The sequence below is a fragment of the Pseudomonas mohnii genome, assembly GCF_900105115.1.
In the GTDB taxonomy this organism is placed as follows: Bacteria; Pseudomonadota; Gammaproteobacteria; order Pseudomonadales; family Pseudomonadaceae; genus Aquipseudomonas; species Aquipseudomonas mohnii.
The window spans coordinates 103,126-116,551 of the sequence record NZ_FNRV01000002.1; the positions used below are offsets into that span (position 1 = coordinate 103,126).

The 13,426-nt window shown below is 54.1% G+C and carries 8 protein-coding genes; 7 read left to right on the forward strand and 1 reads right to left on the reverse strand.

Translation table 11 applies throughout. From position 1 onward, the window contains the following. Positions 1-26: 26 nt before the first annotated feature. Positions 27-730 (forward strand): IS5 family transposase gene (locus tag BLV61_RS30560; RefSeq protein WP_425272133.1). Its coding sequence is split into 2 segments (ribosomal slippage): positions 27-308 and positions 311-730, totalling 702 coding nucleotides; the frame shifts between segments, so codons are not numbered across the junction. Positions 731-1,238: 508 nt separating this feature from the next. On the opposite strand, the gene BLV61_RS30565 is transcribed toward BLV61_RS30560, so the two are convergent. Further along, the gene (locus tag BLV61_RS30565) at positions 1,239-2,372 is read right to left on the reverse strand and encodes a glycosyltransferase family 4 protein (RefSeq protein WP_090470252.1); all 1,134 of its coding nucleotides are present in this window, start codon (positions 2,370-2,372) and stop codon (positions 1,239-1,241) included. A 279-nt stretch (positions 2,373-2,651) separates the two neighbouring features. Here BLV61_RS30565 and BLV61_RS30570 point away from each other — a divergent pair, with 279 nt between their 5' ends. The 6 genes from BLV61_RS30570 to BLV61_RS30595 form a co-directional block, all read left to right on the forward strand. Next, complete coding sequence (locus BLV61_RS30570; RefSeq protein ID WP_047539394.1) at positions 2,652-4,391, forward strand: type I secretion system permease/ATPase; 1,740 nt, start codon at positions 2,652-2,654, stop codon at positions 4,389-4,391. Positions 4,392-4,404: 13 nt separating this feature from the next. Then, positions 4,405-5,727 (forward strand): HlyD family type I secretion periplasmic adaptor subunit, encoded by a 1,323-nt coding sequence (locus BLV61_RS30575; RefSeq protein ID WP_090470256.1) that lies wholly within the window; start codon positions 4,405-4,407, stop codon positions 5,725-5,727. 23 nt (positions 5,728-5,750) lie between these two features. After that, the gene (locus tag BLV61_RS30580; RefSeq protein WP_090470278.1) at positions 5,751-7,136 is read left to right on the forward strand and encodes a TolC family outer membrane protein; all 1,386 of its coding nucleotides are present in this window, start codon (positions 5,751-5,753) and stop codon (positions 7,134-7,136) included. Beyond that, positions 7,133-8,179 (forward strand): GDP-mannose 4,6-dehydratase, encoded by a 1,047-nt coding sequence (gene gmd / locus BLV61_RS30585; RefSeq protein ID WP_024015085.1) that lies wholly within the window; start codon positions 7,133-7,135, stop codon positions 8,177-8,179. The genes BLV61_RS30580 and gmd overlap by 4 nt, the downstream gene beginning before the upstream one ends. A 174-nt stretch (positions 8,180-8,353) precedes the next feature. Further along, entirely contained in the window at positions 8,354-11,731 is a 3,378-nt protein-coding gene (locus tag BLV61_RS30590; protein WP_090470259.1) for a glycosyltransferase family 4 protein, read from the forward strand. A gap of 295 nt (positions 11,732-12,026) precedes the next feature. After that, positions 12,027-13,426 (forward strand): DUF4214 domain-containing protein (locus tag BLV61_RS30595; protein ID WP_167361855.1); only part of this gene is annotated, 1,400 nt, incomplete at its 3' end.

Genomic DNA, 13,426 nt, shown 5'->3' on the forward strand with positions numbered 1-13,426 from the left:
ATGACCAATGGGAGCGCATCAAGGATCTGCTGCCGGGCAAAGCCAGCGACCGAGGTGTCACGGCTCGCGATAACCGGTTGTTTGTTGAGGCCGTATTGTGGGTTGCCCGAACCGGCGCCCCTTGGCGTGATCTGCCCGATAGCTATGGTCATTGGCATCGCGTCTACGTCCGCTATGAGCGATGGTCCCGCAAGGTTTTTTGGTTGAAACTAATGGCCTCGCTTGCTGGAGATGCTGACTTGGAACATATGATGGTGGATGGCTGCATTGTCCGCGTTCATCAGCATGATGCCGCAAAAAAACAGTCCCGGCCGCCGAGGCCATGGGTAAGTCACGAGGCGGCTTGAGCACCAAGATTCACGCGACTGTAGATGCCTTGGGTAACCCGCTGCGTTTGCTGTTAATACCTGGGCAAGCTTCCGAATACGAGCAAGCCTCCGCCCTGATTGACGGTTTTGCGTGCGAAGTCGTATTGGCAGACAAAGGCTATGACTCTGCCGTCTTCGGCAATACGATCCAGTGCATGGGGGCTGATGCCGTGATCCCTTCCAAAAGGAATCGTTTGCACCCTCGCACACTGGATCGGCATCTCTACAAGGCGCGCAATCTGGTGGAACGCTTCTTTTTGAAGTTGAAGCAGTTCCGACGGATAGCGACCCGATATGAGCGACTGGCCAGGAACGATCAGGCGATGTTGAGCCTTGTGTCTGCTGTTATTTGGCTGGCCTGATTGAGAACGCCCTGTAGTGCCATAAAAAACTGAGCATGGTTCGCAAGAGACCTGAGCAAGGACACAGTATTTTGGTGGTCGCTCGGCGTAACGGCGTAACGCCAAACCAGCTGTGCCTGTAGCGCAAGCTTTACCAAGGGCCTGAATACGAAGCTGGGTGCTTTTTTAGTGATATTTCACGCATCGACTATTATTTGAGCAGGGCTTTATCATTCTGGAACCCAGCTGCCCCCTGCGATCGCTCCAGTCGTAGAGGGTTGCGACCCAAACTATAGGTGCCGCCAAGCAGACGTGCGATGAGCTCGGGTTCTTTTTATTCGCACTGAGGGAATACCTCTGATGACGGATCATCCAAAACTAGCCGTCCAGCATGGATTTTGGCGTTTATAATTGCGTGCGAAAAATACGTTGTATAAAGCAATAGTTTAATTCGAGTAATAATGATGTTAGATATTTAAAAGTGCGGAATAGCTAAGTTCTATACCTGTTAAATTTAAGTTAATTTGACTTACGCTTTATTTTTAGTGCCATGTAAGTCAATCACTTCGTTATAAAGCTGCACCATGCTCTCGCACATGCGGTCAGCGGTGAACAACTCTTGAAACCGGGCGCGAGCATTATTGCCGAAACGCTGCGTCTCTTCAGGGTTGTTCCACAGGCGATGCATGGCCTCCCGCAAGGCCACGGGTGAATCGGGAGGGACGGCCAAGCCTGTTTCTTCGTGAATGTTGACGTAGGTGGTCCCTGTTCCGATCTCGCAAGAAATCATCGGCTTTCCATACATCGAAGCTTCTAACAAAGAGATGCCAAACGCTTCAGATCGAAGATGGGAAGGGAACACCAGGGCGTAACACATCTGCAGCAGACAGACTTTTTCCTCATCATCCAGACGCCCCAAAAACAGCACGTTGCGCAGTTGCAACTTTTGCGCTTGAGCTTTGAGTTCAAGTTCTTGCGGGCCGCTACCGAGAATCACCACTGGATAATCTACGCCTTCAAGCGCGTTAAGCAGGCTATCCAAGCCTTTGTAATAGCGAAGCACGCCGACAAACAGGAAGAATTTTTCTGGCAGACTTTTTCGCCAGTGGCTGAGTGTTTCCATCGATGCTTTTGGGTACGCCGATTGATCCAATCCGTAAGGGATGACCATCGTCTTGTCGGCAAATGGCTTGAGCACTTCGCTGGAGGCCAGATAGTTAGGCGAGGCCACCACTATTCGATCCATGCTCCTGAGAAAACGCTTCATTAAAGGGCCATAAAGCTTGAGCAAGGTGCGCTGCTTGACGATATCCGAATGATAACTGAGCACGGTAGGGCGACCATGGCCGGTGGCAAAATGCACCAGGTCCATGAGGGGCCACGGGAAATGAAAGTGCACCAGATCGGCTTCGGCAGCCATTTCCTTAAATTGGCTGAACACTCGCATCGAGAGGCCTGTAGAGGCCAAGTTGAAATTTTCTTTGGCACGAGTGACCTGATGGTCAGCCATCTGTAGCCGCGCAGGAGAAGGATCTTGGCTGATAGTCAGCACCTGGCTTTCAACGCCTAAGACACGACTGCCTTGGCAGAGCTGAAATATGACTTGCTCGATGCCACCTGTGGTGTCGGGATAATAGGTCTTGAAAAAATGCAGGATGCGCATGAGTTACCTTGGCTAAAACATTTGACTTTGGCTGCTTTGAACAACGCCAAAAGCCCTTGTTCATGCCTAAAACGCTCAACACACAGGGGGAGCCTGGGCGCATGTGAGAAAAGGCCTGAGAGATTAACTGCTAGCTTCGGAGGCTTGCAACGCAAAAAAAACGGCGCCCATTGTTTTGTGGGCCAACAGTGCCTTCCTCTAAACGTTTTTTCATTTATTGCAGGCTAAGCGAGGTGCTACACTCCCGCGCTTTTCCATACCCAGCGGCATTAGGAAATTATGCGTAACCTTCATGAAAACAGCTTGCAAGCTGCGTTGAAAGCTTGTAAAGGCAGTTTCATATCAGTCGGTATTTTCAGTTTATTTGTCAATGCCCTGATGCTTGTTCCTACCTTCTATATGCTCCAGGTCTATGGCCGAGTGGTAACAAGCGGTAGCATTTCTACGTTAGTGATGCTGACCATCATCATGACCGTGCTGGTTATCACGATGGGGTCCCTGGAGTGGGTCCGTTCGCGGATCATGGTTCGCGTCAGCACCAAGCTGGATGTATTGCTAAGCCGCGATGTATATAAGGCCAGTTTCAAGCGTTCACTGGAAAGTGGCGGTATGGATGCTTCGGCCCAGTCACTCAACGATTTGACAGGCCTGCGGCAGTTTCTAACGGGCAATGGATTGTTTGCTTTTTTTGATGCTCCGTGGCTGCCGATCTACATTGCTGTGATGTTCCTGTTCCATCCTTGGTATGGATGGGTCGCTATTGGTAGCGCCCTGGTGCTGCTATTCCTCGCCTACATGAATGAAAAGATGACAGGCAAGGCTTTAGGGCAAGCGAATAAAGAAAACATCGCTGCAACCCTGTACACGACTAAAAACCTGCGTAATGCCGAAGTAATCGAATCAATGGGGATGCTGAATACCCTCATGCACCGCTGGGGTATGCGTCAGAAAAATGTATTGATCCTTCAGTCCCAGGCAAGCGACAAGGGCGGGATAGTCAGTGCTGTTTCCAAAACCTTCCGCATGCTTATTCAGTCGTTGATCCTCGGTTTGGGGGCATATTTAGCCGTAAACCATGAGATCAGCCCTGGTTTGGTTATCGCAGGTTCGGTTTTGCTGGGACGTGCGCTGGCTCCTATCGACTTGATTATCGGTAGTTGGAAAGGCTTTATTGCCGCCCGATCGCAATATGACCGGCTCAACGACACTCTCGATAAGTTGCATGCAGAGCCAGAGCGCATGGCATTGCCTGCACCTCAAGGGCATGTATTGGTTGAGAACTTGATCGTTTGCCCTCCCGGTTCAAAAACGCCGATCTTGCGTGGCATCAGCTTTGGTGTCCCGGCCGGCTCTGTAGTCGGCATTATTGGCCCGAGCGCGTCAGGAAAATCCACGCTGGCCCGAGCATTGATGGGTGTATGGGCGCCCCAGAATGGTGTCGTACGCCTGGATGGTGCCGACATCAGCAATTGGGATAAAGACCAGCTAGGCCCTTACATGGGGTATTTGCCTCAGGACATTGAGCTCTTTGAAGGCACCATTAGCGAAAACATTTCACGCTTCACCGACGTCGATCCCGAGAAAGTGGTGCGCGCTGCCAAGACTGCAGGCGTACACGAAATGATTCTGTTGCTGCCCGATGGCTATGACACTGTCATCGGCAGTGAAGGGGTCAACCTTTCCGGTGGTCAGCGTCAGCGTGTCGGCCTGGCCCGTGCCATCTATGGTTCGCCGCGCCTTATTTTGCTGGATGAACCCAATTCCAACCTCGATGAGGTTGGTGAGCGTGCTCTGGCATCCGCTATCCAGGAGCTAAAGCTTACTGGGGCGACCATCTTCGTCATCACTCACCGCACCACCATCCTGTCTCAACTCGATCGGTTGCTCGTCATGAGCGCAGGTGGAGTCAGCATGTACGGTCCGCGTGATCAAGTAATGGAAGAACTCAACAAACAACAACTTGCCGCTCAACAAAAAGCTGCTCAAGTTGCCACGGGCACGGCTCCGGCCAGCGCCTGACAGGAAGATGTCGATGACCCGCTCTCTCAGTAATCAAACCGATAGCTTCGCTGATCTTCCGATTTCCGACCGAAAAACGCGTCGCCTCGGCTTTGGCATTGTGTTCGTGACTTTCGGCTTGTTCGGCACCTGGGCTGCATTCGCGCCACTCGATGGCGCTGTTTACGCCCCAGGTGTTGTCACCGTGCAGACTTACCGCAAGACGGTCCAGCACCTTGAGGGCGGTATCGTTAAAGACGTGCTGGCTCACGATGGTGACATCGTCAAGAAAGGTGATCCGCTGATCATCCTTGACGATGCCCAGCTGCGCTCCGAATACGAAATGACACGCAATCAGCTGATTGCAGCCAAGGCGATGGAAGCCCGCCTGATCGCAGAGCGGGACGACAAATCTGTCATAACGTTTGACCAAATGTACGAGCCTGAAAGTCCGCGGGGCATCGAAGCGCGTGCGGGTGAAACCGAGGTTTTCAATGCGCGCCGCGGTGCGCGCCTGGGCCAGATTGCAGTACTTCAAGAGCGTATTGGACAGTTAAACCAGCAAATCAAAGGTACCGATACCATCATTGGTACCAAGCAAAACCTTGAGCAGTCCTACACCGGTGAAATTGGTGATTTGAACGAATTGCTTGCTCAAGGCTTCGTCGATAAGCAGCGCATGCTGGAACAGCAGCGCAAGCTCGATATGCTCAAATCCGAAGTTGCAGATCATCGCTCTACCATTACCAAGACTCGCCTGCAGATCAATGAAACGCAATTGCAGATATTGCAAGTCAACAAGGATTTCAACTCCGACGTGGTTAAGCAGTTGTCTGAAATCCAGACCAAGGCTTATGACCTGCAAGAGCGTACGGCAGCACTGGAAGATCGCCTGAGTCGCATCATCATCCGCGCTCCGGATGACGGTATGGTCATCGGTATGACCGTTCATACCGTCGGCGGTGTTGTACGCCAGGCAACCCCTCTGCTGGATATCGTCCCGTCTGTCTCCGAGTTGATTGTCGAAGCTCAAGTCGCGCCTCAAGACATCAACCGCATCGCCATTGGAAAACTGGCGGACATTCGCTTTAGTGCGTTCAACAGCGCCACGACCCCCGTGATCGAAGGCAGTGTCACGAACATATCGGCAGACCGGTTAACCAATGAAAAAACCGGCCAGCCTTATTACCTGGCCAGAGTCAGCGTCACCGAGGCGGGTCTAAAAAAACTTGCTGATCGTAAGCTTCTGGCGGGTATGCCGGCTGACGTGCTGATTAATACGGGTGAACGTACCATGCTGCAATATCTGATGCAGCCAGCGCACAACGCTATCTCGCAATCGATGATTGAGGAGTGATTGTGCGTCTGTTTCCATGCCTGATGTTGGGAATGCTTGTGTTGCAAGCACATGCTGCCGAGCCGAAAACCGCTGAACCGTCGACGCCCAAACCGCCCCTCAAGAGTGTGAGTGCCAAGGATTACTCAGCTGATCTGATGCAACTCTACCGCGAGTCGCGCCTGGAAGATCCGCGGGTGCTGGCGTCTTACTCCCGGGCTAAATCCAGTGAGGAGCAGCAACGCGAGGCATTGGGTGGTCTATTGCCGCAAGTCACGGTCAATGGCGGTGCAAACCGGATTCGTCAAGAGAATGACCTCAGTCGTCAGTCCTATAACAGCGAAAACTACAGTATCAATCTGAGTCAGCACATCTATAACAAGGCTGCCTGGGAGAACTATCAGAAGTTCAAGAGCCTCGCCAAGCAATCAAATGACGAGTCCACTGAGGCGCGAGCCGAAGCTACCGTCGATTTGGCGCAGCGTTATTTCGCCGCCCTGGCGGCTGACGATGAGCTTGAATTGGTCCAGGCCGAACGCCGTGCAACGCAAAAAAACCTCGACCGAGTCAATGCCTTGTATAGCAAGCAACTGGCAATGATCACGGACCAGCTCGATATCCAGGCGCGTGTAGACGCCCTTGCGGCGCAAGAAGTGGATGCTCAAAACCAGGTGCGAGTGACCCGCGTTGCGTTGTCGGAAATTATTGGCCGTCCCGTCAAGGAGAAGTTGAGTCGCGTGCGCGATGACGTGGAATTGCAGGTTTCGGCCGAAAGCCTGGACAGCTGGGTGCAGTTGGCAGTGACAGACAACCCCCAACTCAAAGCCAGCCAAAACGCGGTCGAAGCGGCTCAGGCGGCTTTGCGCGGCGGCAAGGGTGGTCATTACCCTACGGTCAGCTTGAATTTAAGCGCGCAGAATACCAACGAAGGCTACAACAACTCCTTGGCACCAAAAACCGACAGCTATGTGGCGGGTATTGGGGTACAAATCCCGATTTACAGTGGCGGTTCGACGTCCGCCAGGGTGCGTGGTCTGTATGAGGACCAGTTGACTGCGGAAATGCAAATGGAGGCGATGCGCCGCCAGGTTGTCAAAGAAACCACCAATGCCTATTTGACTGCGGATTCGAGCGTCGAAAAAATACGGGCTAACCGCACCGCGTTGGCATCCGCGGAGAAGTCCAGTATTGCTGCAGAAAAGGCGTTTGCCTTTGGTGTGGTCAATGCCGTGGACGTGTTGACCGCGACACAAAACGAGTTCAAAGCTCGTCGCGATCTGCTAAAAACTCAATACGATTTCATTACGAACCTGTTCATCCTCAACCGCTGGGCTGGCAAGCTTTCCGAGGAAAGCGTCGAGAGCGTCAATGTGTGGTTGAGTAATAACAGCGCAACGAACCCTGTCTCCGACCGGAACATGAAGCAATGAACACAAGTAAAAAGTCAGTCATCATCACAGGCGTAACAGGTCAGGATGGTGCGTACCTTACCCAGCTGCTGCTGGAGAAGGGCTACAAGGTATATGGCACTTATCGTCGCACGAGTTCGGTTAACTTCTGGCGTCTGGAAGAATTGGGGGTTGCCTCCCATGAAAACTTGGAGCTGGTTGAACATGACCTCACTGACCTGGGCGCCAGCATCCGTCTGCTACAGAAAGCCGAGCCAACCGAGGTCTACAACCTTGCGGCTCAGAGCTTCGTAGGCGTCTCTTTCGACCAGCCAATCACCACCGCGGAAATCACCGGTATCGGTGCAGTAAACCTGCTGGAAGCGATCCGTATCGTTAATCCGAAGATTCGCTTCTATCAGGCTTCTACCTCGGAAATGTTCGGTAAGGTTCAGCAGATCCCGCAGACCGAAAACACTGATTTTTACCCGCGCAGCCCGTACGGCGTGGCCAAGCTCTATGCGCACTGGATGACCATCAATTACCGTGAGTCCTACGGGATTTTTGGTTCCAGCGGCATTTTGTTCAACCACGAATCCCCCCTTCGCGGTAAAGAGTTCGTAACCCGCAAGATCACCGACGCCGTTGCGCGCATCTCCCTTGGCATGCAGGATTGCCTGGAGCTGGGCAACATGGACGCCAAGCGTGACTGGGGCTTCGCCAAGGAATATGTCGAAGGTATGTGGCGCATGCTGCAGGCCGATGAACCTGACACCTTTGTCCTGGCGACCAATCGTACCGAGACAGTTCGCGACTTCGTGTCCATGGCGTTCAAGGCCGTAGACATCGAACTGGATTGGAAGGGCAGTGCGGACAACGAACACGGTATCGACACCAAGACCGGCAAGACCGTTATTCAGGTCAACCCGAAGTTCTATCGTCCTGCCGAAGTCGAACTGCTGATTGGTGACCCCGAAAAAGCCAAGCGCGTACTTGGCTGGGAACCCAAGACTACGCTGGAAGAGCTTTGCCAGCTGATGGTCAAGGCTGACCTGGAGCGAGTGAAGGTCGGCAAGTCTTTCTGATATCTTTATAGCTATATAGCTATCTAGCTAGCTAGTCATAAGGGTCGCGTGAAAACGCGGCCCTTTTTTATAGCGGTTGCCACGTAAACCGAATGCCGAATGCGGCCCACCTCTTTGTAGTGTTCAATAACACCCTCTTTTATTTTCTTTTCAATTTTTGTCCCAGGTCAGCTCATGCAAAACGAAGCAAAGGTCACCATCCACCAGTTCGCCATCAGTGTCAGTCACGGTGACGGCATCAGCAACGGGATGATGTTGACCCGCAAGCTGCTGCGCCTGGCAGGCGTCAAGTCGGATATCTATTGCATCCAACCGTCAGAGCAAATGGCCGGCGACGTACTGTGTATCGATGACTATCTGCCGGGCAGTGCCGATGCGTTGCTGGTGCATCACGGCATCGGAAACCCGGTTGAATCCTGGCTGCGTGATTTGCCCGAGCGCAAATTCATGGTGTTCCACAACATCACGCCGGGCGAGCTGTTCCCCGCCGATCACGTCATTCAGCCGATGCTGGCCCACGGCTGGGAACAGGTCGATAGCTGGCAGCACTGGCTGACGGGTAGTATTGCCGACTCCCGGCAGAACCTGCAGGAGCTGCTCACGCGCGGGTATGACGAACACAAGGTGACAGAGATTCCGTTGCTGGTGGACCTGGAGCGCATCGAGCCGCATGCGGTGCAGCGTCACGACACCCCGCGTCCGTTCACGTTGCTGTTCGTTGGCCGAATCATGCCGCACAAGAACCAGTTGGCCCTGGTCGAGGCATTCGCTCACCTGTTGCGCAGTGCACAAGTGCCGCTGCAGTTGTACCTCGTTGGCGGTTTTACCGTGGCTGATTACAAGGACAAGATTCAGGCGCGCATTCGCGAACTGGGGATCGAAGCCTTCGTCAACCTGACCGGCAAGGTTGATGATGACACCCTCAACGCCCTGTACTGCCGCAGCGACCTGTTCGTTTCGTTGAGCAAGCACGAAGGCTTCGGCATGCCGCTGATCGAGGCCATGGCCCACGGTCTGCCGGTGTTGGCTTACGATGCGCCCAATAGCAACGTGGTTCACACCCTCGGCAATGCAGGCCTGTTGCTGGACAACGCCGAGCCTCACGAAGTCGCGGCGACCATTGCTCAGATCATGGAAAACCCGGCGCTGCGTCGCAGCATGAAACGCTACGGCATCGAGCGCATGGACGAGTTTGGCTACCAACGGCTTTACGACCGCCTAAGCGCTTTCCTGGCCCAATTCGAGATCGTGTTGCCGCATCACACATTTCCGGTAGCGGTGCCGAAAGCAGCGGTGGATTACCGCATCGAGGGTCCATTCGACAGCACCTACAGCCTGGCGCTGGTGAACCGTGAGCTGGCCAAAGCGATCGCTGAACACGGCCACAAGGTCGCCTTGCGCGCCACCGAAGGGCCGGGGCCGATCCCGGTCGATCAGACATTCCTGCTGAATAACCCCGATTGTGCGGCCCTGCACGCACGCGCCGAACAACCGGCGAACACCGTGATGCGTCTGATGTACCCACCCCGGGTCACCGATATGCAGGGCGATCTGAATGTCATGTCCTGCTATGGCTGGGAAGAATCCTGCCTGCCGCAAGCCTACTGCCATGACTTCAACCATCAGACGCACCTGATCACCAGCATGTCCAGCTGGGTGACCACCACGTTGCGGGACAACGGCGTGACCGTGCCTTTGGCCACGGTGGGCCTGGGCGCGGACCATATCCTCAAGGCGGACATCGATTTCGACAGCCTGCCGGCCATGCCGCAGGTGACCAGCGAGCGCCTGAAGCTGCTGCACGTTTCGTCCTGCTTCCCGCGCAAAGGCGTCGACGTCTTGCTCAAGGCCTACGGCCAGGCCTTCACCGCCGAACACGCGGTGGTGCTGATTATCAAAACCTTCCCCAACCCGCACCACAACATCCAGCAGCAGTTGGCGGATTGGCGTGCCGAGTTCCCATCGGCGCCTGCGGTCGAGTTGATCGAACAGGATCTGCCGGATTCTGCCCTGCGCGCGCTGTACACCTTGTCCGATGCATTGGTCGCACCTTCGCGAGGGGAGGGCTTTGGCCTGCCGCTGGCAGAAGCGATGCTGCATCGCTTGCCGGTGATCGTGACGGGGCAGGGCGGTCAGACAGATTTCTGTACCGAACAGACCGCCTGGCTCATCGATTACCGTTACGAGCGTGCTCGCACTCACCTGAAAGCCAGTGCCTCAGTATGGTTTGAGCCGAGTAGCGAACACTTGGCCGGCCTCTTGGGTGAGTTCTACCAGGCCTGGAGCAAAGGTGAGCTGAACGAGATGACCGCCGAGCGTGTCGAGGCTGCCGATGCCTTGATCCGCAGCCGCTTCACCTGGTCACACGTGGCCCAGGCCAGCGTCGAGGCCATTGCCGAGGCCAAGCGTCAGCCGTTACTCAAGAAAGCGCCGCGGCTGGGCAGCGTCACCACCTGGAACAGTGCCTGCGGCATTGCGACCTATAGCGCCAAACTGCTCGAGCCGGCCTTTGGTCTGGAGTGCCATGTATTCGCCAACGATGACGCAGTGCTGACCAGTGCCGATCAGGGAAACATTGAACGCTGCTGGAGCGCGGGCGATTTCGATCCGTTGGATCGTCTGAAAGCCGCCATTGAACGTTCCGGCGTGGATACGTTGCTGCTCCAGTTCAACTTCTCCTTCTTCGGGTTGCAGGCGTTTGCCTCGTTGCTGGATTGGGCGCATGGCCGCGGCATCCGTACGCTGGTGGTTTTCCACTCCACGGCCGATGTTCAGCATGGCGATAAGCTCAAGTCATTGTCCGACATGCGGGAGTCGTTGGCCGGTTCAGAGCGCCTGCTGGTACACAGTGTGGGTGACCTCAATCGCCTTAAAGGCTTTGGCCTGAGCAAGAACCTGCTGCTGTTCCCTCACGGGGTCATTGATACCCCGGCGCCGGCGCCGGGAACGCGTCAGAATGCCGCAAACCTGAAAGGCAAAACGATTATTGCCAGTTACGGCTTTTTATTGCCCCACAAAGGCATGCCGGAACTGATCGAGGCGTTCGCCCTATTGGCCAAGCGTGACGACTCTCTGCACCTGCTATTGGTCAATGCTGAATATCCGGTACCCGCTTCGGCAGCGCTTGCCGAAACCTGCCGTCAGCGGATTCAGGCGCCGGATCTGGCGGGGCGAGTCACCTTGATCACCGACTACCTGCTTGACGAGGAGTCTCTGGCGTGGCTGGGAATGGCCGATGCAATCGTGTTCCCGTATCAACATACCCAAGAGTCTTCGAGTGCTGCCGTACGTTGGGGCCTGAGTACCGGTCGTCCGATTTTTTGCACCCCATTGGCCATCTTCGAGGACGTGGCGGATGCCGTGACCTTCCTCCCTGGCACTGATAGCCAATCTATGGCAGATGGCTTGCGTAAAAATCTTGACGTCGGCCCGCTGGCTCGGCAGGCAGATTGGATCCGCAACCATGGATGGTCCACCGTTTCGGCCCGTCTACGTAACGTTTTAATCGCCCTCTCTGCTGAAAGTATTAAAACTTTAGTGGTCAGAAAGTAACCAAATATTTTAATGAATTGCCAGAAAGTTCCTACAGACATGATGAAAAAGAAGGCTTTCAGCTATTGTTCCGCCGCTAATTTGGCATGTATGATCGCCCGGCAATTGCCAGTTATCACTCTGAAGGACTTAAAAAAAGTCCCGGAAAAATAACTGGCACAGGGTCAGTGAAAGCTGATTTCCCATAAAGGGGGCCACGGCCTACCGGGACGTGGCAACAGGCTGGGGCCGACGGGCTCTCATCCGAACGGAAGCCTGGATGTCGATATCGACTCATATTGGAGATGAAAACGTAATGGCTATTACCACTGCACAGATTCAACAGCTGTATGTTGCTTACTTGGGCCGCGCTGCCGACAAGGCTGGCCTGGATTACTGGTCCCAGCAACTGAACGGTGAGAAGCCTGTTCTGACTCTGGAAAATCTGCGCGCTAACTTCGTTAACGAGCAACCAGAGTACGTTAACGCTTATGCCGGCTTGACCCGTCAAGACACAGTTATCAAAATTTACAACAACCTGTTCGGTCGTGCTCCAGATGCAGCTGGCCTGGATTACTGGTCCACTGGCGCTGGCTCCACCGTCAACGCTGACCAATTGCTGACTGCTTTCATCTCCGGCGCTTCTGCTGCTGACGCAAAAGTAATCGCTAACAAGGTTCTCGTTTCTGAAGTTTACACCTCGACTGCTGGTGCTAACTACGTCAAAGCCGACGCAAGCTCCATCCTGGGTGGCGTAGATGGCTCGGCAGATTCGGTAAGCAAAGCCATTGCGAAACTGGAAAATGGCAGCCTGTCGGGCATCGCTGTTCCTGCGGGCGTAGCAGCTTTGAAAGTAGTTGATGCCGCTCAGAAAGCGACTGATGACTACCAAGCAAGCAAAGTCACTGAGCTGAAAGACCTGAACAAAGCTGTTGTCGATCTGAACATCTCTTCTGGCGCTGCTGCAACTCTGACCGCACTGGGTACTCCGGCACCAGGCAAAGATCTTGCTTTTGACGATGTTGATCAAGCGATTGACAATGCTGTTGCTCTGCGTGCCAAAATCGGTGGCGCTACCTCTGTTCTGGAGGCTTCGGCTAAGCAAGCAGTTACCGACTTGGGCGCTACTCGCGACACTTACACCAAAGCAAACCTCGGCAACGTCGATCTGGCTGTAGCTTACGAGAAAGCACTTGCTACCAATGCTAGCTTGAAAAAGGCAGACACTGCTGCTGTTAGCTCCGCAACCGCTAAGACTGATGTTGACTTCACTGCTGCAAAAGGCGCGGCTGGTGGTACTGACGCTCTGGCAAAAGCAAACGCTGATGCCGGTCTGACTGTTGCAGTCACCGACGCTGCAACCCTGTACACCGCTTTGACTGACAAGACCAAAACTCAAGCTGAAGTCGACGCAGTCTCCAAGGCATTCTCTACTTTCCTGAATAACTCCACTGACTTCGCTAATCTGAAGAATTTGGCTGCAACTGACTACGCTAAAAACGTAGCAGTGCAAAAGGAAGCTGATACCGCTGCTCTAGTTACTGGTACTGGCGCTACAGCGTACAAGCAAGACCTGCTAGACAAAGCTACCGCTGATAAGACTCTTGCTGATGCCAAAGCTGCCGATGCACTGGTTGTGAAAGCTCAAGTCATTTCGAAAGCGAATGATGCACTGAAAGCTACCCTGCAAGACTCGAAGGATCATGTTCCTGATTT

Bases quoted from the DNA above. Each gene is read 5' to 3' on its own strand.
- BLV61_RS30565 (WP_090470252.1), bottom strand. From the start codon at position 2,372: ATGCGCATCCTGCATTTTTTCAAGACCTATTATCCCGACACCACAGGT.
- BLV61_RS30570 (WP_047539394.1), top strand. From the start codon at position 2,652: ATGCGTAACCTTCATGAAAACAGCTTGCAAGCTGCGTTGAAAGCTTGT.
- BLV61_RS30575 (WP_090470256.1), top strand. From the start codon at position 4,405: ATGACCCGCTCTCTCAGTAATCAAACCGATAGCTTCGCTGATCTTCCG.
- BLV61_RS30580 (WP_090470278.1), top strand. From the start codon at position 5,751: ATGTTGGGAATGCTTGTGTTGCAAGCACATGCTGCCGAGCCGAAAACC.
- gmd (WP_024015085.1), top strand. From the start codon at position 7,133: ATGAACACAAGTAAAAAGTCAGTCATCATCACAGGCGTAACAGGTCAG.
- BLV61_RS30590 (WP_090470259.1), top strand. From the start codon at position 8,354: ATGCAAAACGAAGCAAAGGTCACCATCCACCAGTTCGCCATCAGTGTC.